This is a genomic window from Paenibacillus sp. FSL K6-0108 (assembly GCF_045040695.1).
Taxonomy (GTDB): Bacteria; Bacillota; Bacilli; order Paenibacillales; family Paenibacillaceae; genus Paenibacillus; species Paenibacillus pabuli_B.
Window position 1 is genome coordinate 7063556 of sequence record NZ_CP150288.1, and the last position, 24876, is coordinate 7088431.

16 protein-coding genes are annotated in these 24876 nt (G+C 48.7%); 5 read left to right on the plus strand and 11 right to left on the minus strand.

From position 1 onward, the window contains the following. Nucleotides 1-130: 130 nt before the first annotated feature. From MHB49_RS32050 to MHB49_RS32075, 6 genes are all read right to left on the minus strand, one after another. Nucleotides 131-3799, minus strand: a complete 3669-nt coding sequence (locus MHB49_RS32050; RefSeq protein WP_405154279.1) for a GH32 C-terminal domain-containing protein — start codon at nucleotides 3797-3799, stop codon at nucleotides 131-133. A gap of 283 nt (nucleotides 3800-4082) precedes the next feature. Further along, nucleotides 4083-4973, minus strand: coding sequence for an ROK family protein (locus MHB49_RS32055; RefSeq protein WP_405154280.1), 891 nt, complete (start codon nucleotides 4971-4973; stop codon nucleotides 4083-4085). A 19-nt stretch (nucleotides 4974-4992) separates the two neighbouring features. Continuing rightward, a complete protein-coding gene (locus tag MHB49_RS32060) occupies nucleotides 4993-6474 on the minus strand; it encodes a glycoside hydrolase family 32 protein (protein ID WP_405154281.1) in 1482 nt (493 codons plus the stop codon). A gap of 102 nt (nucleotides 6475-6576) precedes the next feature. Beyond that, nucleotides 6577-8190: an ABC transporter substrate-binding protein gene (locus tag MHB49_RS32065; RefSeq protein ID WP_405157287.1), complete on the minus strand. Its 1614-nt coding sequence runs from the start codon at nucleotides 8188-8190 to the stop codon at nucleotides 6577-6579. Between the two features lie 74 nt (nucleotides 8191-8264). Then, nucleotides 8265-9146, minus strand: a complete 882-nt coding sequence (locus tag MHB49_RS32070) for a carbohydrate ABC transporter permease (protein ID WP_062321441.1) — start codon at nucleotides 9144-9146, stop codon at nucleotides 8265-8267. Between the two features lie 16 nt (nucleotides 9147-9162). Further along, a complete protein-coding gene (locus MHB49_RS32075) occupies nucleotides 9163-10056 on the minus strand; it encodes a sugar ABC transporter permease (protein ID WP_247903336.1) in 894 nt (297 codons plus the stop codon). Nucleotides 10057-10561: 505 nt separating this feature from the next. Between MHB49_RS32075 and MHB49_RS32080 the strand changes: the two genes are divergently transcribed. Continuing rightward, nucleotides 10562-11623, plus strand: a complete 1062-nt coding sequence (locus MHB49_RS32080) for a LacI family DNA-binding transcriptional regulator (protein ID WP_405154282.1) — start codon at nucleotides 10562-10564, stop codon at nucleotides 11621-11623. A gap of 172 nt (nucleotides 11624-11795) precedes the next feature. Here the strand turns inward: MHB49_RS32080 and MHB49_RS32085 are convergent, their stop codons facing one another. The 3 genes from MHB49_RS32085 to efeO form a co-directional block, all read right to left on the minus strand. Beyond that, nucleotides 11796-13568, minus strand: a complete 1773-nt coding sequence (locus tag MHB49_RS32085; RefSeq protein WP_405157288.1) for an FTR1 family protein — start codon at nucleotides 13566-13568, stop codon at nucleotides 11796-11798. A gap of 406 nt (nucleotides 13569-13974) precedes the next feature. Beyond that, nucleotides 13975-15255 (minus strand): iron uptake transporter deferrochelatase/peroxidase subunit, encoded by a 1281-nt coding sequence (gene efeB / locus MHB49_RS32090; RefSeq protein WP_405154283.1) that lies wholly within the window; start codon nucleotides 15253-15255, stop codon nucleotides 13975-13977. A gap of 4 nt (nucleotides 15256-15259) precedes the next feature. Continuing rightward, nucleotides 15260-16156 carry an iron uptake system protein EfeO gene (efeO, locus tag MHB49_RS32095; RefSeq protein WP_405154284.1) on the minus strand — a complete coding sequence of 299 codons (897 nt, stop codon included), beginning with the start codon at nucleotides 16154-16156 and terminating at the stop codon, nucleotides 15260-15262. Between the two features lie 313 nt (nucleotides 16157-16469). Between efeO and MHB49_RS32100 the strand changes: the two genes are divergently transcribed. The 4 genes from MHB49_RS32100 to MHB49_RS32115 all read left to right on the plus strand — a co-directional run bounded on the left by MHB49_RS32100 (nucleotide 16470) and on the right by MHB49_RS32115 (nucleotide 21141). Beyond that, the gene (locus tag MHB49_RS32100) at nucleotides 16470-17384 is read left to right on the plus strand and encodes a hypothetical protein (RefSeq protein WP_405154285.1); all 915 of its coding nucleotides are present in this window, start codon (nucleotides 16470-16472) and stop codon (nucleotides 17382-17384) included. 267 nt (nucleotides 17385-17651) lie between these two features. Beyond that, nucleotides 17652-18383 (plus strand): DUF3105 domain-containing protein, encoded by a 732-nt coding sequence (locus MHB49_RS32105; protein WP_405154286.1) that lies wholly within the window; start codon nucleotides 17652-17654, stop codon nucleotides 18381-18383. Nucleotides 18384-18468: 85 nt separating this feature from the next. Further along, nucleotides 18469-19227, plus strand: coding sequence for a hypothetical protein (locus MHB49_RS32110; protein ID WP_405154287.1), 759 nt, complete (start codon nucleotides 18469-18471; stop codon nucleotides 19225-19227). A 195-nt stretch (nucleotides 19228-19422) separates the two neighbouring features. After that, nucleotides 19423-21141, plus strand: coding sequence for a methyl-accepting chemotaxis protein (locus MHB49_RS32115; protein ID WP_405154288.1), 1719 nt, complete (start codon nucleotides 19423-19425; stop codon nucleotides 21139-21141). Between the two features lie 162 nt (nucleotides 21142-21303). Here the strand turns inward: MHB49_RS32115 and MHB49_RS32120 are convergent, their stop codons facing one another. Continuing rightward, nucleotides 21304-22257 (minus strand): nucleoside hydrolase, encoded by a 954-nt coding sequence (locus MHB49_RS32120; protein ID WP_405154289.1) that lies wholly within the window; start codon nucleotides 22255-22257, stop codon nucleotides 21304-21306. A 279-nt stretch (nucleotides 22258-22536) separates the two neighbouring features. Further along, the gene (locus tag MHB49_RS32125) at nucleotides 22537-24768 is read right to left on the minus strand and encodes an MMPL family transporter (protein ID WP_405154290.1); all 2232 of its coding nucleotides are present in this window, start codon (nucleotides 24766-24768) and stop codon (nucleotides 22537-22539) included. Nucleotides 24769-24876 lie beyond the last annotated feature (108 nt).

A 24876-nucleotide genomic window follows, 5' to 3' on the forward strand; every position in this document is an offset into this window, starting at 1 on the left:
TTTAGGCAACCCAAAAGATATAGTTAACATGCAAATAACACATAAAAGCGAACGATAGGTAAACTAACGATAACAATTCGTAAATGTTCACCGTGAGCGTGCTTGGAGATAACTGCACCCCTTTTCTCTATTATTGTTGCTTAATAACCCACTTTTGATACTCATTCTCTTGACGATACTCATCCATTACCAGCTCAGCCCCATCCTCGGATATGCCAAGTGCTTTCCCGTTATGAGAACTTGTAATGCGCATCGTCCCGTCCTCATTCTTTGAAATGTTCCAGCGTTGATTCGCATAACCAAGATACGAATAGAGCTGAATGCGATTCTGTCCTACATCCCAATCAAGAGACATTCCACTCAAGGTTCGAATGGAGTAAGAGCCGGAATCATCGCCTGTCGGTACAAGTACCCATTTGAAGCCTTTACTCGCACTCTCTGCCTCGTCGGCAACTCTTATCACTTCTCCTGCTTCAGATGGAACAGCCTGCAACGCAACGGGACGTCCTGCGTTATGAATCATCACCTGCTCCAATTCTGCGTTCTTCCTATGGATTGCATTCACATTCTGGAAAGACGCATTCCCACCGAACACATGAAGTCCAAAATGTCCTTCGGCAAACGTTCCATCCTGAAGATCCAGAATTCGCTCACCATCTACATCAACCTGAATTCGAGGACCGTTCGCCTGAATCCGGATGTGATACGTATGATCTTTACGAACGAATCTCGGGATTTGAGCAAGTACCTGTCGATTTTCGATTTTTCCATTCACTTTATAAAATAGTCGGATGGACTTCAGGTTTGGGTCCATATTCAAATAGTAGCCGCTTCGTCCATCCTCACTTGCACGGAATACAATAGACCCTGCTCCACCCTGTGCTCCCAGCGTCAGATCAGCATCATATTGAAAATCCCCTGCCGTTTCCTGTGCGATATATTGTGTATCTCCACTATAGTTGCCCTGTATGCCTTGTTTGGAAATAAGCCATTGGGCAGATGATTTATCCGACTTCCAGCCGGACAAGTTGGTATGGAATATGCCACTGGATACCGTTATCGGTATGTGGGCAGAAGCTTTGCCGTCTGCCGTTGATACCGTTACCACTGCTTCGCCTCCACCTACAGCTCGAACCGTCGCTTTCGTTTGATCCGAATGAATGATTTGCACCACTTTAGGATTGCTTACCTTCCATTTCAACGCTTGAGTGACGCCTTTTCCGGGTCTGCCTTCCACCGTGGCGTACAGCGTTTGTGTCTGCCCAACATTCGCCGTTCTTCTTTGTATATCTGCAATAACCTGAGACTTGGAGGAAGTGCTCTTTCTCCAAATGTTATCCAAGGCGTACACCTTCATGGAGCTCACCTTCACTTCCCCACCAAGGCTATAAAAAGCCATTGCCCTTCCCGCCGGATCTGGAAAAATGACATCCGAGAAGACCACCTTGCCATCATTACCAAAGACCTCAACGGAGGATTCATCAACAAATATGCGCAGCTTCACCTTTCGATTTTCCGGTTTTAACGGGGCCTCGTGGACCTTGGTAAATAAGTCCGAGAAGCTCATATCACCTGAAGCAGTACGATCCACGGACATGCTCTGCTTATCCACTCTGTACCCCACTGTGGTTTTCTGCTCCTCCCTCTGACGCAGTTGAAAACCAAACTCGGTTACAGAGCTATTAGCCGGAATTTCCACTTCAGCTTCAATCTCATACGCCCCTGCCGTTAGGCCATCAAGCGGATTTTTTGTTTTTGGTCCCACCACCATTTGCTGTGCACTATACAGGTTATGCCGCAGTGTCTGGAGTTCAGTGATTGGTGTTTGCACCAAACGTACGCCTTCATCCGTGGTTCGAAGAGAGACTTCTCTCGGTATGGTCAGTTGTCCTTTCCATGAGGAAGTTGGGAATTCAAACGGATAATCCCAGTTCGTCATCCATGCAAGCATGACTTTCCGCTGATCCGGCATATTCGCAAAGGACATCGATGCGTAGAACTCCTTACCGAAGTCCGTTCTCAACACTTGCCCAGCCGGATGATCGTTCAGGAATTTCCCATCAGCGGTTAGCTGGCCTACAAAATATTCCGCATCTGACCCTTGGGTCTTCGGATTGGCCCCTGTACTGATCATTAGCACCCACTTACGTTGACCCGTTCCATCTACAGGCAGCTGAATCAGATCGGGACACTCCCACACACCACCTCGAACATAATCGCCATATCCGAAGTTATCGGTTAAGGTCCAATCGAGCAGATTGGTTGAAGTAAAGAACCGGATGTGATCCCCGCCGGACACCACCATCACCCAACGGTTGTGATCTTCATCCCGGACGACCTTCGGATCACGGAAATCCCAGCTTCCCGGATCATCACCATTCTTGCCCGGATTCTCAATGACAATCGGACGATCTTTGGCGTATTGCCAATTCCGGCCTTGATCAGTACTATAGGCGAGGCCGATACGCTGATTGCCACCAGGTTTATCTGGATGATAGGAAGTGTAGTACGCAATCAGACCTTTTTCGCCCGAATCCGTGAACAGACCGGAGGCATTATTCAGATCAGCAATTGCTGATCCCGACCATACATGGCCCTGATCATTCCAGGGCAAAGCAATAGGTAAACGCTTCCAATGTATAAGATCAGAACTGACTGCATGAGCCCATGTGCCTCCATCCTGATGAAACAGATGATATTCTCCTTCGTAATAGACCAGCCCGTTTGGATCACTTGCCGATCCCCGAATCGGAGAATAGTGGTATTGGGGACGATAATTTTCCTTGTAATACACCGACTCTTCCGTCACATAGATATCCTGAAAATAAGCCATGCCTTGTTGAACGACAAGTCCAGCATTTCCATTCGCGTAGCTTTTATCTGTGACCTCAACAGCCGCAGGCGTGTACCCATCCACATAGACCTGAATCAAGCTGCCCGAGGCGACAACTTCAATGTGGTGCCTTGCTCCCGGTTGACTTGGAACCTTGCGATTTGAGCTGGCGAGCACAGTACCGTCCGCTTTTCGAAGTTGTACCCGAACTTCTTCTCCTTCCCGAATCAGGGCTGCTTCATATCCCTTCGTTCCATCTGCATTTGCCCTGAATAACAGCGCTGCTGAGGTACTGGTATTAGCTAGAGATATATTCCCTTCATATACAAAATCAGATGCCGCTTTCTTGTAAATGACCCTTCCTTTCCCCTGCACGTTTGCTTTCCCTTTATATCCTTTCAAATCGGGCTGCCATTCGCCTGTGCTGCTAATCGGTTGGCCCATGTTGCCATTCATGATGCTAACCTGCACATTCTGGAACAAAGCCGACCCATCCCACACATGAAGCCCCAATTCTCCTGTCGAGTACGCACTGTCCTTCACATCAATCACCGGGTCATACCGATTATCCCAATAGACCTGAAGGCGCTCCCCGTCCGCTTTGACTTTCAGATGATAGATGCCTCCAGATTCCAGGTTTGCTTTATGTTCCACATTTAACGTTCCCGGCTGTCCACTGGCATCTCTTAGACGTATCACACCAGCATGGGGAACCACCTGCAGCATATATGAAGCCCAGCCTGTATCATTGGATCGAAAAATAAGACTCGTATCCGCTTTCATATCCTGAATCATCAAATCAGCTTCATAGATAAAATTATCGGCTCGTGTGGCCGATATGGCCATCACATTCTCCCCGGCGTCCGAAGTCAGACGAAGTCCTTCATCCGTATCTTCCAGATTGCCTCTACCTTGCAATGTCCAATCTGACAAATTCGTTATTGCCTTAGACACTTTGGTTAACATTTGAACCGTCTCCCCCTGTTTTGCTGATTCCTTGGAGGTCTGCTCTATCCTTTGCGAGGCATTTGTCTCCTTAACAGATGCTGTGGAGTATGCTCCAACAGAAGAAGATCCAAGGACACATGATAATAGAACACAACCGATAGATCGGAAGATGAATTTCATGAGCATTCCCTCTTTTCGTAATAGTAGATGAGACAAAAAATCCCACAAAGGACGGTGCAGTCTCTTAGCAAAATAAGTGAACATGCATCCGTCCCTCTGGGACGTCCATAAATATCAAATACTATAAAGCATATGTTTCATGCTGCAATGCTTCTAAACCCAATGCGAGGGCACCGCATAGCCCTGCGTGCTGGCCCAATCCAGGCTGGACAATATATTGGTCGATATGCTGCGTTATTGGGGCTGCATTCACATAACCATTCAGATTCCGCACAACCTGATCCCGGATCATGGGGAATAGATGACTTTGCTGCATCACCCCTCCGCCCAAGATGACCTTTTGCGGGGAATGAAGCAGAATGGCCGTTGTGATGGACTCCGCAATGTAAAAGGATTCAATCTCCCATGCCGGGTGGTCTGCCGACAGCTCGCTGCCCGGTCTCTGCCAGCGGGCCTGAATGGCTGGTCCCGCAGCCATCCCTTCCAGGCAATCGCCATGATACGGACATAATCCCGCAAAATGATCATCCGGATGTCGTCTCGTGCGGATGTGTCCACCCTCTGGATGCAACAATCCATGCACACGTTGGCCTCCTGCCACAAGTCCAATCCCCACACCTGTGCCGATCGTATAATACACACAGTTTTCCAGCCCTTGCGCTGCTCCCCAAGTGACTTCTCCAAGGGCTGCTGCATTCACATCCGTATCCCATCCGAAGGGAATCGGGAATTCACGTTTCAATGTTCCAATAACATTACAGTTTTTCCACCCTGGCTTGGGTGTTGTCGTAATGTAACCATAGGTCGGACTATCCGGTTGCAGATCAATCGGACCAAAGGAGCCAATCCCGATCGCCGCCAATCCTTTGTCCCTGAAATAGTCGATGACCTTCGCCAGTGTTGTCTCTGGATGTTCTGTTGGAAAGCTGCACCAATCTTCAATTTTCCCTTGCTCGTTGCCTATACCACATACAAACTTCGTTCCACCCGCTTCCACGGCTCCTATACGCATCTGACTGTCCCCCTTGCGCTCATTCCGATTGGCCTTCAGCTTGGACAGGAGATAGCTCGTAGATATGGAACGAGGAAAATACCAAATGCTTATTTTCGGACTGAGCAGAGATTCCATTAGCACCCGCATCCGGATAGATCAGATCGGTAATAACCGCCTGCCCATCATTGGCAAATACCTCTACGGATGAGCAATCCACAAAGATACGCAGATGTTGGTTGCCATCCGCCGCTTTCAATTCAGCTCCGTGGCGACCTAGGAAATGTTCATGGAAACTGCTGATACCTGATCGACTTCGATCGACGTACACTTCATTCCGGCTAACGTCCACACCGACGAGCGTTTCGTTGTCCGCGCCAGTTCGTAATGCAAATTGAACAGATTGATCAGAAGCCCATTCCGCATGAATCTCATAGTTTACAAGGCGTAAGGTGTTCAACTGCTCACTCACCTGGCTGATGGATGCATCCTGTAAGGACAGTACCGGCGTCCGGGCTTGCTCCAGCTCCCGCGCAGGACGCTGAACTAGCAGGATTTCTCCGTCCCTTGTCTCCAATGTCAGCTCTCTCGCAATGGTCATCGCGCCGCGGTATCCTTCGGTTGGTGTCTGATTGGCATACATCCAGTTGCTCATCCATCCCATAAACAGGCGTCTGCCGTCTTCTGCCGGAATGTCAGACCAACTGACCCCTGCGTAGTTATCCCGACCATGATCAAGCCAGCGTATGGTATGGGAAGCTTTATCAGGAACAAATGTGACCCCATTAAAATCTCCAGTAAAGTATTGCGTTCTGGAGCCTTCCTTGAAGGCCGGATCTGCACCAATGCTGACGAGCATCACCCATTTCTCCTGGCTCGCATCTCCATCCACGGCTAGCGGGAACAGATCAGGACACTCCCAGACGCCATCATGCGAACCGATCCCGGCACCGAATTCACTGCCCAATGTCCAATCCTTCAGATCGGGAGAATGGTACAGACACACCGTTTGACCACTAGCGATAATCATAATCCATTCCTTGGTCTGCTCATGCCAGAACACTTTGGGATCACGGAAATCTACGAATGACTCATGTTCCAGTACCGGATTGCCCTCATATTTCGTCCATGTTCTTCCGCTATCCTTGCTATACGCGAGGCTCTGCCGCTGAATAGGATGATCGTTTGGCACCTCCTGATGATGGGTGAATATGGCCACAAGCCCTGGCTCATCGTCAAAGAATCCGGACGTATTGTTCCAGTCCACCACAGCACTGCCGGAGAATATCGTGCCATGTTCATCCGGCGCCAATGCCACAGGGAGTTCTTCCCAGGTAACCAGATCCTTGGTCAATGCGTGTCCCCAATGCATTGGTCCCCATGTTGTGCCAAACGGATGATGTTGATAGAACAAGTGATACTCCCCTTTGAAAAATACCATGCCATTAGGGTCATTCATCCAATTTTTCTTGGGTGAGAAGTGATAGACGCCCCGGTAATCGGTTGTTGAAATGGTAGACATTTTGATTTACTCCTTTGAATCAAACTGATGATGGGGGAGACTCACTCCTTTTCTCGGGCAACTTGCTGCCGTGCAGTGCAGAGTCCCCTCATTCAGTTTGTTTTATTTGGTATTGCGGTCATATCCTGCTTGTTTAATCTGAAGCCATTCTTGCAGTCCAAGACGATCCAGCTCTTTCAGATAAGCATCCCACTCCTGATCGATCTTCCCGTTCTGATACCATTCCGTACGCATACGCAGCACATAGGCGAACAGATCAGTCTCAATGGTGGAGAGGCGGTCGAGTTCATCGATCGAGAAGAATACACTTGGATAGACGTTTTCTGCTTTCATGTGTGGAACCATATATTTATCAAGCAGTGCCATACGCCATGCAGCATCTTCCGGTTTGGTTGTGTATTTGTCATAGTAACTGTCGAGAATGGCCAGCGGTCCTGCAATGCTCGTTTTCTGTCTGAGCTCGACAGGTGCAGCGCCTTCCAACGGAAGATGCTTCAGCATGCCTTTGGCTTCATCGAATTCAAAAATATTCTGCTGTGTTTCATCGCCATAAGTACCCCAGTTGTTCTGCACCGATTGGAGCGGATCGTACAATTGGTCCACCCACTTCGCTGTGGATTCCAGATTTTTGTTGCTGCTCGTAACAACCATTCGTCCCCGGTCTAGACCGATACCGTTTGTACGTGCGACATTAATCTCTCCATTAGGCCCGGCAACCGGAGGCAGAATATCATAGGTATCATTCATTCCTGTAATGTTGGCCTTATCCCAAGTGAAGTACATGCCATACTTGTTGTCTTTGCCTTTGGCCAGATACGTATTCCAATCCTGCTGATAGGCTTCCACATCCACAAGACCTTCCTGAACCAGTTCGTGAATGTATTTGACCGCTTCCTTGTATCCTTCATCCGCTGCCGTGAAGACCACTTTTCCATCGTTGGTCACCACAGTGTGGTCCCAGTTCTCCCCGAGTCCAAAAGCTGCAAATAGAAATGTCAGATCTTCTCCACCCGGCTTGTTAATGAAGGACAATGGAATTTCGTCAGCCTTGCCATTGCCGTTTGGGTCCTGGGTTTTGAACGCAATCAGCACTTGTTTCAGTTCTTCGGTTGTTGTTGGCATCTTCAGTCCAAGCTTGTTCAGCCACTCCACGTTGATCCAAGGCAAGTCATCAACCGCCTGTATGCGCTGCTTGCCACTTCCGAGCTCCTCAATCCAGGGAAAGGAATAAATATGTCCGTCTGGAGCCGTAATCATGCTCTTGTATTCAGGAGCTTCCTCCAACACCTTTTGCAGGTTCGGCATGTACTGCTCAATCATGTCCTCCAGTGGAATGATGGCTCCATCCTTCGCCAGTTTCAGGAGATCATAATCCCCATAACCTGCGTCAAAAATGGCATCCGGCAAATCACCGCTGGCTACCGCCAAGTTTCTTTTTTCTGCAAACACATCACTCGTATAGTTCTTCCAGTTGATATGCACGTTGGTTTTCTCTTCGAGTCTCTTGTTAATCAGTTTCTCGTTCGGGTCAGCAGGGGCCAGCGGAGAACTTTGTGTTATAAAATTCAATGTCACTTTGCCATCAGGTGACTGGGCTTCACTTGCAGCACCGCCTCCTCCCCCGCCACACGCTGAGAGCAGGAGCATGGCTGACAACATGGAGATGGATGCCGTTGTAACGGCTTTTCTGGACTTTTTCACTTTTTTCATGATCATGACCTCCGTGGATTGTGTTGGGTCAAACTTTTCCATTTATAGTGGGTCAAACGTGCTGTATCTCAGGCTGCTCACTATTTGAGTGAACCTACCATGACACCTTTTTCGAAATACTTCTGAAAGAACGGATACATGATGATAAGTGGCAGACTCGAAATGACAATGGCTGAATATTTGATCATTTCCGAGAGACGTTTCAGCTCCGCCATCGCAAGCTGATCACTGATCATGCCCGGAGCAGCCTGGTTCTGAATCAGAATGGAACGCAAAACGAGCTGTAAAGGGTGAAGGTTCGGATTATCCAGATAGATCATGGCGTCAAAATAGGAATTCCACTGCCCTACAAACGCGTACAATGCAAGTACAAAAATGATGGGTTTTGATAGCGGAATGACGATCTGGAAGAAAATCTTCATCTCGGAGGCACCATCCACATTAGCGGCTTCTTTCAGTTCTCGCGGTACACCTTTGAAAAAGGTTCTGGAGAGAATGATGTTCCAGACGTTGACTGCGCCAGGGATGATAATAGCCCACACCGTGTCCAGCATGCCGAGATTACGAACAAGCAAATAGGTAGGGATCAAACCGCCACCAAAGAACATCGTAATGATAAAAATAATCATGAAGAATCCTCGCCCTGCCAGCCTTTCATCAGACAAGGCATACCCTGCAAATATGGAGACGGTCACCGTCACAAGTGCAAAGGAAACCGAGTACAGCACCGCATTCGCAAACCCTCGAATCATGGCCGGATTGGACAAAATCATCTGATATCCATCCAGACTCCAGTCGGATACATTGAAGGATAGTCCGCGGTTCAGCAGCACCGTCGGGTCCATGAATGAGGCCACAACGATGTAAATCAAGGGGACAACCACCACCAATACAGCACAGGTGAGAAAGATGGCGTTCAGTGTGAGGATCAGACGATCCAGCCCCGTATGTTTGACTACCATGGATGACTCTCCTTTCCTAATAGAGGCCTTCGCCTTCATTCAATTTCTTCACAATCAGATTCACCGTAACCAGCAAAATGACATTGATGACCGAGTTGAACAATCCTACCGCGGCAGAGTATGCGTAATCCCCGGACTGTAAACCCACCTTGTACACATACGTGGCAATGATTTCGGAGGAAGGCAGGTTCATGGACGTCTGCATTAGGTAGGCCTTCTCAAATCCAATCGACATGATCCCGCCAGCAGCAAGAATAAATACGATGGCCATAATCGGTCGGATCGTCGGAAGATCGATGTGGCGAATACGCTGAATGAGATTCGCTCCATCCAGGTTGGCTGCATTGTGCAGTTCCGGATCGACATTGGCCAAAGCCGCGACATAGATGATGGAAGCCCAGCCCGCTCCAGTCCAGATATCCGACAAAATGTATATCCAGCGGAAATATTCCGGCTCCGACATGAACATGATTGGCTGACCGGTAATCCACGTGGCGAATTGGTTAATCGGCCCTGTCGGCGATAGAAAGATGAACAGCATACCCACAACGACAACAACCGAGATGAAGTTGGGGGCATACAGAAACAATTGAATATTTTTCTTCACTCCGGCTTTACGTACCTGATTGAGCATGAGAGCAAGCAGGATCGGTACCGGAAAGCTGAATATCAATCCAAAAAAGCTGAGTTTAAGCGTATTCATAAAAATGACATCAAAATTGGGTGAAGCCAAAAACTTCTCAAAATGCTTCAAGCCTACCCACTCGCTGCCCATGATGCCTTTAATCGGACTAAAATCCTTAAATGCAATAATCGCTCCGTACATCGGGATGTATTTGAAGATAAGGGTCAGGATCAGAGCTGGTGCGAGTAACAAGTACAAAAAATAATTCTTTTTGAACTGCTGCATCTTGTGACTGGTTGATGTCCTCTCTTTCAACGCCCTTCCTGTACCCTTTTTGGTATTCACCGTGTTATCCAACACATGACCTCCGTTCATTCCTGAAGTTGACAATTGTTTGTAGTAAGGGCTTTCAATATTTACAATTGCTCATTTAATAATTTACAATTTAGCAGGTAATCTAGGCATTAGTCAATACATTATGTAAAAAATAATTGTGCATTTGGTAACACTTTGTGTGTTTTTCAGATCTGTGATTGCATAGAATTGCGTATAAAACGTTTATTCACAACCCTTTAATTTGCCTTTGTTTGTATAGATAATAGGGTATCTCGCAATGGTCATCACTTGTAACGGAATTTCCGAATACCTATTAAGGGTGCAGAAAACGACTCAAAAATGTAAACTAAATTGTGCATATGTAAAATTGAGATTGCTATTTGTTCCGATCTATTATACATTTGACTAAGATAATACTATGGACGACTATTGATCATTAGAGGTGAAGCACTAGATGGCAAAAGAAAAAGTCACGATACAGGACATCGCGGATGCTTTGGGCATCTCCCGGAATACCGCTTCCAAAGCCTTGAATGATAGCGGAAATATCCCGGATGAGACACGTAATCGTGTCATTAAAAAAGCAATTGAACTTAAATATAAACAGTTTGCCTATATGGAAAATGAGCATGTTCTAACCAAAGCTCCAAGCAATATCGCCCTGTTAACGGAAAACCTGCCCAATACATCCCACTTTGGTTCGATGTTAATCAGCGGTTTGGAGAAAAGAATCAGTGCAGAGGGGTACAACCTCTCCATCCATATCGTTCGAGAGGTTGATCAGGATTCACTTACACTTCCCAACAATTTTGATATGTCCAACGTGGACGGTATCATCTGCATTGAATTGTTCAATCTCAAATATACTCAGCTTATTACCGATCTCGGGATTCCCACGATCTTCATTGATTGCGCTTCCGACATCTGTTATCCGGAATTTCATGCAGATTTGCTGCTCATGGAGAACGAGCACAGCACGTATCAGTTAACCAGAAAATTAATTGAGAGCGGCTGCAACCATATTGGATTTGCTGGGGATTACAATCATTGCAAAAGCTTCAATGAACGTTGGGTAGGATATCAGCGGGCCATGCTGGAAGCGGGGCTGCAGGTCGATCTATCCGAATGTATTGTGGATGATGACCGCCTGTTCTTTTCAAAACCTGGCTGGATCAACGAGCGAGTGGCAGAGTTGAAGTCGCTGCCTGATGCGTATGTATGTGCCAATGACTTTATCGCAGTCGATCTGATCAGAGCATTGCGAGCGAGGAATGTTACTGTACCGCAGGATATTGTCATCTGCGGATTCGATAACGCGCCTGAGTCCAGAATTATTGAGCCTGCATTAACGACTGTTCATATTTATAGCAACGAGATGGGCATCAAAGCTGCGGAGATGCTGTTGTCCCGGATTGACAACCCGTCACAGCCTTATCAGATCTCGCATATCGTAACCAAACCGATCATACGGGAGTCCACACCCACACTAATGGGGGTCAATCCGCAGACTGTTTAACCTATCTCATAGCTCATAGACCTCTAAAAAAATGAAAAGCCGTATCTTTCACGCAGAATAAATCGTGAAGGATACGGTTTTTTAAATAGGGGCTTATAGATACCCTTTAATGATGGAAGTCACTATATGATGCGAACAGGACGCCCCTTTAACCAGAATTCGTAACTCCGTGCTAAACAGATGCCTTGGATGCTCCTTTGGCTGAACGTACCTCTGTACGAATCAGATTGAAGATCATAAAGATCAGCACAACGAGTTGTGGGATAAACGTCTCCCATGTCGGATACATGCCAAGCCAGCCAATCGTCGGTAGATTCGGTGCGACATGAGCCCCAAGGGTTGCCGAGACTTGAAGGGAGTGTATGCTCTCTCCAAGGAAACGGAATACCAGATAATAAATCAGCAGCGTAGCGGTCAGGAAAAACCAACGTACAGGCAGGCGTACACTGAACTGAATGATCGCCACAGCTAATATAATCAGGATGAGCAGCGCTCCCCCCATACCGATTAACATCTGCGAGGTCTCAATTGCAGGCGCCATGCCGATATAAAAGATCGCAGTCTCCGCACCTTCACGCAAGATGGCGAGGCCCGCCACAGCGAAGAGTGACCACAGACTTCCCCGGGCCAGTGCACCTCCCACTTGTCGCTGTACATAGCTATTCCAGGAGCGGGTATTCGATTTGCTATGCATCCATTGTCCGACCGTCAACATCAGTACAACGGCAGCTAACCCCGTATACCCCTCAATCATCTCACGTGTGCTGCCTGACGATGCCACTGCCAGGGTCAGTGACAGTACAACGGCCAGCGCCGCGCTGAGCAGCAGACCACTACCGGCTCCCGCCCAGATCCAGCGCCGGGCCGCAGTCTCTCCACTCTTCTTGGCATAAGCCAGCAATGCAGACAGGACCAGAATGGCTTCCAAGCCTTCGCGAAGCAAAATCAAGGCTGCATCCCATGCCGTGTATGAGGTGGTGGCCGTTAACGGCTCCAGACGATCGATCATGCGGGATACAACCTCTGCTGCCTTCGCTGTATTTGGTGGATTGGAGACGACATATCCGGATGCTTCCGCCATTTCATTCTCAATGGCCGTATATGAAGCGGGAGATGATATCTGCACCTGACCTTCAACCAAAGGCCAAGCCACGATGAACTGCTCCAATCCCGTTGCGGCCGAAGTGGTATCCCCTGCTTGAATCTGCTGCTGTATTTGCTCCAACAATTTCAGCAGGTCGGATAATGAAGAAGCACCTGAAGATGCTGCTACATCCTCAACTTCCCCTTCCTTGAGCGTCCCTGCACTGTAGTCTGTGAGTAATGTGACCAGGTCCTGCATACGCTGTGTCGCCTGTTCTTCCTTGCGAGGTTCGGCTTGCATTGCAATGCGAACCAGGCTGATGTCTTTCTCCAGCTGGCTGTATACGCCAAAATGATCCTGACGGATCGGAGCTTCGGTGCCTTTCCAGGCTGTAACAATCCGTTTATAGGCAAGTTCTGCCTGGGTCCAATCCCCCTGTTCCATTGCACTCAAGCTTTTACGAGCGTCCGGCAATAGCTTTCCAGCCGCTTTACGACCTGCGTCGCTGCTCTCTTCCGCACCCTGAAATGCCTCAATATACTGATTAGTCGCACGGGCCAGATCGGCCAGTGCTTTCTTGGCAGCATCAGAATCATGGCCAGACAGCGCCTGTTCTGCTTTGGATAAGGCATCACCTACACTACTTACGGCTGTCGCCACCTGATCTGCGTTCTGCTCCGGCACGAATGTGCTGGCATCATCCCACAGTTGCCGGAATTCGGCGACGTCCTCCGTGGCTTCTTCCAACTTGCCCTGTCCCGCTTCAACCAAGGCACTCCCCACAGGTGGCAATAGACTATCCAGTTGTTTTTGCACAGACTGCTCATTATTTTGGAGCCCTTCACCAGAAGCATGTGCCATGCCCGGCAAACGAATCACCCCGGACCCCACCATCAGGAACACCAGCAGCATCAGCAAGGAGCGCATCAACCTTCCTTTGTACAGCCGTTGCTTCTGCGCCTTCCGATCTGCGATCCTGCCCATCATTGTCATCCTCTCCATTCCTCTGAAACCGTTCATTGTCGTCTATATAGATTGAACTAAAGATTATTTACACTTGCCACTCCGATGACAGAACAACCTTCCGATCGCTGTTATCCCCAGATTTTTTTGATATCCTTTTCAGAAGGTAAAATCCAGGGATAAAGGCGAGGTGAATGCTTCCGATGCAGCTTTCTTTCAGAAAGCTTTTAGCTCCGCTTCTTCAGGTTATTTCTGTCCTCTACGTTCTCGTGTAAATGTTTAGTTCAATCTATATAACTATTTATTAAATTAAGGTGTCCCCAATATATCCGCCATTCGTAATTCCGGGGAAACAGGCAAATACAGCACTGCCCGTGTGCACGGTATATTCATTCAGCTTGTCGTTCTTTGCCAGTCGTTCCTGAATCGGTATAAACTGCTTCTCCATGTCCCGTTGATAGCTAATGAACAGCAAACCTGCATCCAACTGTCCGGTCTTGGCATCAAGTCCACTCGAATACGAGTAGGAGCGGCGTAAAATCTGCTGACTGCCGTCCCCCTTGGCGAGACGCAGATGTGACGTTGCCGGAATGACAGGCTGCCCATCAGCGGACTTGGCCTTCAGATCTACCGGATCGAACTCGCCGCGGCTGCCGAGCGGCGCTCCGCTGTCCCGGTGGCGTCCAAACGTCGCCTCCTGATCCTTCAGTGTGGAGCGGTCCCACACCTCCACACGCATGCGAACCCGGCGGACGGCCATATAGCTGCCGCCGGCCATCCACCCCGGACCGTCAGCAGGCTGCACCCAGACGGTCTGGTCCATCAGCACCGCATCCGTGGTATCCGGATTGCCGGTGCCATCCTTGAAGCCGAGCAAGTTGCGCGGTGTTCCACCGGCAGGGTCAGCTCGGCCTGTGCGCTGGAAGCCTTCCTGCGTCCAGCGCAATACCGCATGCCCGCGTGCGATGCGCGCGAGATTGCGAATAGCATGGAAGGCGACCTGCATATCGTCTGCGCAGACTTGCACGCATAGGTCGCCACCACACCACTGCGGGTCCAGCGCATCTCCGGTGAATGCCGGCAGATCGCGCAGGCCCTTGGGCTTCCGGCCCTGCAGCCCGAAGCGCCCGTCAAACAAAGAGGGCCCCACACCAAACGTCAACGTGGTCCGTGACGGTGTCAGGCCTGCCGCTTCACCCGTATCAGTAGGCGGCGTATTCAGCGTGGCATTATGTTCGCCAATCATCTCTCCGGCGGCCATGGCAGCGGCAGCCGCTGTCCAGTTCTTGAACAGACGGCGAAGATCATCTGCACTTCCCGCCGTCACATCAAAGGCGGCAAAGCAGATAAAATCCTGAGCCGGTGTAACAATGCCCGATTGGTGCTTACCATAGAAGGGCAGTCCTTTGTCCCGCGTGTTCACATTCACATCCAACGCCCCCGGACTGCTTTTGCGGCCCAGCGCCATCAGACCGCTGGCACCGCCTCCGCCCAAGAGCAGACCCAATCCGGCTACGCCGGTCAACTTCAACATTTCACGCCGTGACAACGGCTTTTTCAGCGAATCCTTCTTCTGTTCAGTCATTGGTCTACACTCCCAGTACTTGTCCCATGTTTGACAGTGGCTCAGCCAATGCATCCAGGTTCTGACTCAGCTTCTTTACGTCCTCATCCTTCAGCTTCTCATAGGAAACGTACCCGTCTCCATCCTTGAATGGAGCAAGCTCTTTCTCGAGCGCATCGAATCGGTCCGCAATCTGCTGGTCCAGATCTTTGTCTTTGGCAGCCAGATCATCCTTGAGCAGGTTATAAATCTCGCGTGCCCCTTCCACATTCGCTGCAAAATCATACAGATCGGTATGGGAATAACGTTCTTCTTCACCCGTTACCTTGCTGGAGGAAACCTCATTCAGCAGTTCTACCGCACCTGTTACCATCAGACTCGCATCGATGTCCATCGTCTCGACTTTGGCACGCAGGAGCTTTGCATCACTCAACAAGGTATCCGCAAAGTCAGTCATGCCTTCGGTCGTCTTGTCTTCCCAAAGTGCCTTCTCAATCCGGTGGAATCCACGCCAGTCGGCAGCCTCCACATCTCCGTCGCGTGCATCGATATTCGGGTCCAGATCCCCAAGTGCCTCGGCTACCGGTTCAATGCGTTCATAATACATACGAGCTGGTGCATATAATGATTTGGCAGTCTCCAGATCACCAGCTTTCACAGCATCCGTGAACTTCTCCGTTTGCTTTACGAATTCATCGATCTGCTCAATTGCAAACGCGCGATAGCCATCTACTGCGGTTGTATAATCACTCTCAGTCGCTTCCTGATTTGCTGCACCCGTGGTTTCTGTGGAAGTTTGATTTTCGCTTTGGGCAGCAGGCGTCTCTGTCTGATTGTCTGAAGCAGCTTCATTATTGCCGCAAGCGGCGAGTAAAACCGAAGTTGCCAGCACAACGGCCGGCAATGCCAATATTTTTTTCAACACGATACACTCCCTATTGGTTAAAATGATTTGCCTGTACATTGCACATGGCATGTCGATGAGTACAAACCCTTCGATTAACGTTCATTAAATGATAGTCACAATGATAATGATTATCAATTTCGGTAATGACATCATAATTCCGTCGCATACTTATGTCAATATGAAAATATGGGACACGTTTAACTGCATACTCAAGTGGAAAATACCGGATATTAATTCGACTGAAAACATAGACAAACTTCGTCATCACCCTTTAAAATGAGACAAAATGTCTACATGTTCTTAATTTATCAAATTGGAGGCTCATGTCATGAAATGCCCAGTATGTAATCATGAAAATGGAAATGCCAGTTTTTGCGAGAGGTGCGGCTCGAATCTAACCCCATCCTCCCCTAATGCAGATACCGCTCAGGATCAACAATCCGCTGCTGCCGAACCCGAATATACCCGTTGGTCGAGCACACAGGCGACACCTTCTCACACTCCCATCTCATCCAACACATCTTCTGCTCCCAGACCTGGACAGCACACACCCGACTTTTCCAGTACAGAGGGTCAGTCGTCTTCGGGAGATAACAACACCAATCAGTGGAACAACATTGTACAAAATGAGAAAGTTCAGCAAGCCAAAGAAGTTAGCAGACAGTATCTATCCTATTTCCTTAGCGTACTCACCCGTCCTTATCAAACCATGAAAACCGTTGGTGAACAGCATTCGCTTAACGGCTGGTTAACGATGGCTCTGATTGCAATTCTATCTTCTACATACTTTTTGATTACATTCGGCCGGATGGAAATGGACGGACTATTCATTGGCGGGTTTATCAGACCGCTGTTGTTCACCGCCATTTCCTTGGTCGCAGCTATCGCCTTGATCTATGCCATATTGAAGATTGAGAAGATAACGTTCCGTCCCAAAACGTTGGTTGCCCAGTTTGGTACATTACTCGTACCTGCTGTAGTGTCGCTTGTTCTGGCGAATCTGTTTATTGTTATCTCGTATTCCATCGCCATCTTCTTCCTCGTCGTCTCGTATGTGATTATCTTTGTATCTCTTAACGCGGTGCTGTTCCAGTATCCGCTGAATCGTACCAAAGCGGCCATTGACAGCATGTACAGCGTCCTGATTGCCAACGTTGTCTTGTTCTATATTCTGTATCGTTTGCTGGCCACAATGATCATTGGATTGATTAGCCTGATGTTTTCTCCATACGGTCGTATGTAGTATCTAGTTCAAAAGCTTTGACGAAGGCTCTCCCTGCTATGCGAGGAGGGTCTTTTTTTGTTTGAAGCGTTAGCAGATTGCACTCATTGCGTTCCATACACTATAATGTGTAGTGTAAATGGTATGTTCTTTTTTACGTAAGGTTTGGAGGCGAGAAACACTCCATACTTACTGGACTTTCCCTATTGCCATTAACACTACGATATGTAGTGTTACGCTGCATCCATTTTATTAAAGAAGGTAGAGGATATCGATATGGACATGAATATGAATCATATGCAAATGGAGCACGAAGCAGGAACATCCTACCTGTGGCTTATCGTCGGTGCAGTCGTTCTATTGCTCTCCATTGCAGCTTATATCTGGTCTTCACGCACCCAGAAGTCTGTACTGGCACATATGAAGAAGAATGAACGAGCTGTGATTAAAAAGAAAACCCGATCCATTCGCCTGGGGGCACATGCACTACTGGGGGTGTCGATCATTGCGTTTGTTCTTTTCTTCATGCAGGGCGCACTTACCAAGTATGATGTTGCGGATTTGAACGCTGGTGCTGCGATCAACGTGACTGACGATAAATACTACGGAGCCGATCATACGGAAGAGCCGATTCAATATGAGATGACCATCCCGACGTCGGGACCGCATAACCCGCATGATATCAAGTTTGGATTTTACACGGATTTCCCCGGCTATCCATACCTGGTACATAATCTGGAGCATGGAGATATCATCATTTATTACCGTGAGAATGCAAGTGATGAGCTGAAGGAGCATCTGAAATACCTTGCCAAGTTCCGCAAAGCTGGATCAGGTATACTCGTTGTGCCGAACAAGGACATCCCTGAGGGCAGTGAGGTCGTTGTGACGGCATGGACCAAAACGATGAAGCTTGACCAATTCGATGATGCCAAAATAGGCACTTTTATTAATAAATATATTAATCAGGGACCAGAGAAGATTCCTGCCTCCATCCGTCAGGGTGGCGGGACGATGTAATTATTTAACAACAAATATGTGATTGTTATCGTCTAGAAAGACGAGACAATAATGCTTGAAATCTGTGTCCAAGATCCAAGCAAAAATGAAAGCGGGTTGGTTTTTAATGAAAAAAACAGTAACAGCTTTAATCTTATTAGGAGTTGTTACGGGATGCAGCCCCCCGTCTTCAGATGCTCCTTCACCAACGAATAATACTACCCGTGCAACGGAGCAGCCTGCTGCCAATGTAGTAACACCAGAAGCAAAGCAGTTTCAGTTGAAGTATACAACGTCCTTAACTGCCGAGCCACTAACCAAAATCAATGCAGTAGAGCAATCTAAACAATTGAAGAGTCAAGCAGTTGATGAGTCCAAGGTTTTTACTTATAAAAAAAATGATGATGTAGAGAAAATTTATGCTGCACTTCAATCTAAAGACGGAACTTATGATATGGGACAGATCGGGTATGAAGGAGCCAGCGACTATTCGACAAGTACAGTTGATGTTTTGGGTCAATCTTACGTTAAAGTGAGCAGCTCTGTTGGAGCTAATGCACCAATTTCTAATTATGTGTCTCTCAGCACTTCCCCCCCAACGATGCTACATATAGAAGCACATACTGTAGAGGCTGATGTAGATCAGGACGGGATTAAGGAGATTGTTGCTACCATTGGTACAGCAGCGGAAACATCCATCTATAAAATGGATAAGGAATACCTGGTAAGCGCAAATCTGAATGAAGTCATGAATGCAGCTATAGTGATGTATGACCAGGAATCAAACACTTTTAAAGCAGAAGTGACTAATGGTGAGATGTCACAATGGAAGATTGAAGATGACCAACTAGTGCCCATTCCTTAAAAAGCCTTCGCGATTTTTTTAGGGACCGAAAAAAATCCCTGCCTCATCCAGTAGAGCTCCCGGATCATCTTGATTCAGGAGCTAATTCTTTACCCTCCCGATGCCGATATTTCAGATAGAAATGAATACATATACGTTCTTATGCAATTGAGAAAGGCTAACAGTCCTACATATCAAGGGGGAACATTTCTACTAATGAACAGTTTGTTTATGCGTATCTTTTTATTTTTTTCCTGTCTTATGCTGGCGGCGGGAGCCGTTCTTGGCATTACGATGTATCGCTCATCTGCACAGCTGGTTGAACAATCGATGGGCATGCAGGCACAGGCCGTCGCTGAACGGGCAGCGGAGTCCATCGATACCACCCTGTATGCGCCGCTAAGTACGGGACAGGATCAAACCGAGTATTACGACACATTGCGTGAACAACTCAGCCAGCTTCGTCAGGCCAATGGGTTGAAGTATCTGTACACGCTTGGTAAGCGTGAAGAGAACGGGACTGCATCGTATTATTACGTGGTGGATGGCGCTGCACCGGATGTGGAAGAGGATGATTTCTCGCCTTACGGGACTCCTGAAGAGAACCATTATGAAGGGATGCTGCTGGCTTTTGAACAAAATGAACCGTTTCGGGGCGATCTGACGCAGGATGAATACGGCTCAACAATTACAGCCTATGTGCCGATTCACGGGGCCAACGGGGAACTGCTGGGTCTCGTTGGTGCCGACCTGGACTCCACCGCCGTCTACGAGCTAATGTCACGCAATCGGATGACCATGATCTGGACTGCCCTTGTCATCGTATTGCTTAGTGTTCTGCTGGTCTATGGATTTGCCCACTATTTAACCCGTCCTCTCGTGAAATTGAAGAAAATCATTGCTGAGGTCGGCAAAGGTGATCTGACCGTTAATGTCGAGCTTGGACGGAAAGATGAGGTTGGACAATTGGCTTCGGAGTTCAAACACCTGGTGACTGATACCCGTGATGTCATGACAGGCATTCGCAAAAGCTCTGAATCCTTGCTGCAAGCCGCCGAAGGGGTGTCCAGACACTCGCAGGCGACAGCGGAAGCCAGCCAGCGCATTGCCGAGCACACAGACCACACAGCCAAAGGTGCTGCGGAGCAGGTGGCACGGGCAGGAGAAGTCACTGTAGCGATGGAGGAGATCACGCGAAGCATGCAGCATATTGCGAATTCATCCTCCATGGTGGCTGATGTATCCGAGGAAACGACCCATAACGCGATACAGGGTCAGACGAACATCAACACGGCAATTGACCGCATGGACAAAATTCATCATGCCAACGCCCAGATGGAAGTATCCACCTCCCAGCTGGCGCAATACTCCAGTAAAATTGAATCGGTAGCCCACATGATGAAGGGCATCGCTTTCCAGACCAGTCTGCTGGCATTGAATGCAAGCATTGAAGCTGCTCGTGCCGGGGAACATGGCAGCGGATTCGCTGTCGTTGCTTCCGAGGTTCGAAAGCTTGCCGGGGAATCGGAGCAATCGTCCCAGCATGTGACTGAACTGATTGCCGAGATTACGCGCCAGACGGCCGTTTTGTCTTCGCACATGTCGGCCAGTACATTAGAAGTACAGTCCGGTCTTGCTGTTGTTCAGGAAGCAGGACGTTCGTTCACATCCATTCATTCGGGCATTGAAACGATGAATGAACGACTGCACGAAGTGTCCGCAGCTTCCGAGCAGCTCTCCGCCAGCGCAGAGGAAGTGTCGGCTTCCATTGAGGACATGGAGCATATCTCGCGTAAGTCTTCTTCCAGCATCCAGGAAGTTTCCGCTGCAACCAGTGGTCAGCTGCAATCGATGGATGAGATGAGCACATCTGCGGAGTCTCTTCGTGTGTTGTCCAGTGAATTGAACGGATTGATAAGCCGATTCAAAATATAAATCCCATTGCAGATGGTGGGCAGTCAATGGTGCCCACCAGTTGAATACAAAAAGCCGCAAGGCAGGGAACAGGAACATGGGGGTGACCCCATTCCTGTTCACTCTGCCTGCGGCTTTTTATTGTTGTACCTTTAATAAAGGCTGGCCTTGCGGCTGCCTGAATTAATAACGCTGCGGAGCAGCTTTTTTGCCCAAATCGGTCATGTATGTGAAAAACGCTTCTGGATCGGTATCATACACGAGTTGTACTGGACGTCCGTCTGCTTGTTCCACCGTACGGCCTTGGCTTGGACCATCCGGGATCACGATACAATTCACCGTTTTCTTCTTCACGATGTCCTCACGTCCAACAGAAGCCGTAGTCAACACATCCCACAGATAGTATGTGGAATTCGTTTCACTGTACACCAGTGGCGGACATCCTGCGTAACAGTTCCCCAGGAAGTCAACGCCTTCGAAGCGACGCTCTGCAGCCCAACGGTTACGCACAGCAGGTGTCAGAGGTACTTTGTTTGTGCTTTCCAGGGCTACCAGATCAATCTGGATGCCGCTCTGCCATACACGGTAAGCCGCTTCCGGGTCCCAGAATACGTTCCATTCTGCTGTACCATCATGCTCAGGCTCTTCGACGTTCCCTTTTTCAAACGTACCGCCCATCCATACAAGCTTGTCGATTTTCTCTTCAATGTCTGGTGCCTCGTCCAATGCACGCGCAAGGTCCGTCAGCGGTCCTGTGAACAGAAGCAGCGTTTTGCCTTCGGTGCTGCGCACTTTCTCAATCAGATGCTGGTGAGCCGGAACAGCAGACAGAGGAGCTTCCATTTTGCCGGACTCGTTCAGTACAGGAAGTGCATCTACATAGAAGGAATGCAATCTCCACGCCGCAGGAAATGGATTTTTCCCTCTGGAGTTGGATTTCGCTACCTCTACGGAATATGTGCCGAAGCGATCGATAATTTTACGGCTGGCATCTGTAGCTGGCTCCAAATATCCGTCTGCCGGAATAACCGATACACCGGTTACATTTACATTGTCCATTTGCAGAAGCATGAACAGCGATACGAGGTCATCCACGCCGCCGTCATGGTTAAAGTACACATTAAGTTGGTTCGTCATGCTTGTTTTCATCCTTCCCCCTGGTTGTCCCATTGATGTTCATCCCGTCCGTCTGCCTGTGGCTGACGTTACCTCTATTATGTCCCAAAACCCTTGGCCACGTAAACCTTCCATAACTAAAGAAAGCAGGAAACACGCCTCATTCTGCGGATATTTTACAGTTCCTCCATTCCATCTCAGCATATCCCCAGAGCAGCCTTCACTCCAATATGAAAATGGTAAAAAAATAAGGACAGTAGGCTCGACTTCCCACTGTCCTTGTTTGAATCCATCCATTGATTACATGGATTGATTTTGATTGTCTTTGGCTTTCTCTGCAACAGGCATATACTTGCCTGGCCAGAAAGCCCATTTGCCCAGCAGCGTTGTAATGGCTGGCACCATGAACGGTCGAACAAGGAACGTATCAAGCAGGACGCCCGCAGCCGTGATGATACCGAACTGCACCAGCACTTGAATCGGCAGGGTTGCCAGTACGGCAAACGTACCTGCAAGAATCAGACCTGCGGAAGTTATAACAGATCCGGTTTCACCCACACCTTCCTTGATCGCTTGGCGAAGGGGCATCGTTTTGCGTTTTTGCCAGATGCTTGAGATCATGAAAATGTTGTAGTCCTCACCAAGCGCCACGAGGAATACGAAGGAATACAGCGGAATCGCTCCCTGAATGGCCTCCGCGCCCAGTCCATAGTGAATAATAAGCCAGCCCAGTCCCAGTGCGGAGAAGTAGGACAGGACTACTGTGGCAATCAAATACGCCGTCGCTACAACAGAACGCAGGTATAACAGCAGCAGCAACGTAATCATTCCGATCACCACCGGTATAATGATGCTTGCATCCCGCTCTCCGGTGACTTCGATATCATACTGCTCAGCCGTCTGACCATCGATCCAGACATGGCTGTCCACACCTGTAATCCCGGCGTCAATTAACGCCTGTTCGGCCGCTGCCCGCAGATCCGGGATATGCTGCATTGCCTCCATGGAGTATGGATTGAGATTGAACTCTACATCATAGGCGGTAATGTTTGCATTCTCGGCGCCCTGCTGGGCATCCCCCACCTTGCTAACGTAATCCAGCGATTCCAGACGCTGTTTCAGATCCGTTTCTTTGCCCTCGGTATCGATAATTACTTTGGCTGGAGCCAATTCACCTTCCGAGAACTGTTCGCCAATGACCTTGAAACCTTCGCGAGAAGACACATTCTCCGGGAACGAAGATAACAGGTCATACGTGAATTTGATTTGACTTGAGAAAGCAGCCAGTCCACCCAGCAGCACCAGCGTAATCGCCAGAACTGTCCAAGGTTTGGTTACTACTGTACGGCCTATCCAGCTTTCCTTGATTTTACGCGGCGCAGGCGCCGGTTTGCCTTTTTTCTTCGCCCGTTCCACGTCCATATCATGCGTACGCGGTACAAACGGGTAGAATGAGCCCCGACCGAAGATCGCCAGCAAAGCCGGAACCAGCGTCAGGCTCGCAATAAACATGATGAAGATGGATAAACTGAATGGTACGGCAAAACGGTGATAGGCACCATATTCTGCGAACAGCAGCACAAGTAATGCCGCAACGACTGTAAATCCACTCATGGCAATCGCACCGGACGATCCGGTAATCGCTTGGAAGAGTGCTTTCTTTTTATCCGGCTCATGATAGAGAATCTGACGGAATCTGGAGATCATGAACAGGCAGTAGTCCGTTCCTGCACCGAACAATAATACCGTCATAATCGAGATGGACTGCGCGTCCACTGTAATCCACCCCTGATCCGCCATAAATCCGAGAATGGGGCTGGTGACCATATAAGCGAACCCAACTGCAATAATCGGGATAATCGCCAGTACAGGTGAACGGTAGATCAACAGCAGCAGTACAAGTACCAGAACAACGGTTGCAATCAACAAGGATACATCCGCAGATGAGAACAGCCCACTTGCATCAATCGATATGCCAACCGGACCTGTGACCCTCGCACTTAGTGCGCTGGCATCATCAATGTCAACGTCAAACGGGTTGGAACCGAAGATGTCTTTCGTTTTCTGTTCCAGCGCTTCAATGCCTTCCTTCAGCTGTTCCGAATCTGCTTCCTGATTGAAAAAGAGCGGCATAACCAAGGTGCTTCCATCTTCCGAAAGCTGACCTTTCAGAGCCTGTGGCGGCAACTGATATAGGGGTACCACGGATTGCTGCTGCTCCACCGGATCTTGATCCAGTCGCTCGGTTAGGGCTTGAATGTTCTCAATCTGTTCATCCGTTAGCCCGCCGGCTTGACGCCAGACGATGAGAGCAGGAAGTCCCTCTCCACCGGGAAATTCTTTCTCGGCAACCGCAGCCGCCTGCACCGATGGCTTGGAGTCACTCAGATCCTGCGCGTTATTCGTTTCACGGTCACCAACAGCAGGCCACACCATACCAAGAACAACCGCGATGATGATCCATACCATCAGTGTAATCCATTTGCTTCGTTTGCCGGCAACCCAGCGGCCGTAGCCCGAACCTTCTTGCATTGTCTCTTCATCTCCCTATTTTGGTTCTATGAAGCCGTTTTTATGTGATAAATATAGAAATGAACCACGGGTCATAGTATAATTGACTTAATTATATATACCGGAAGG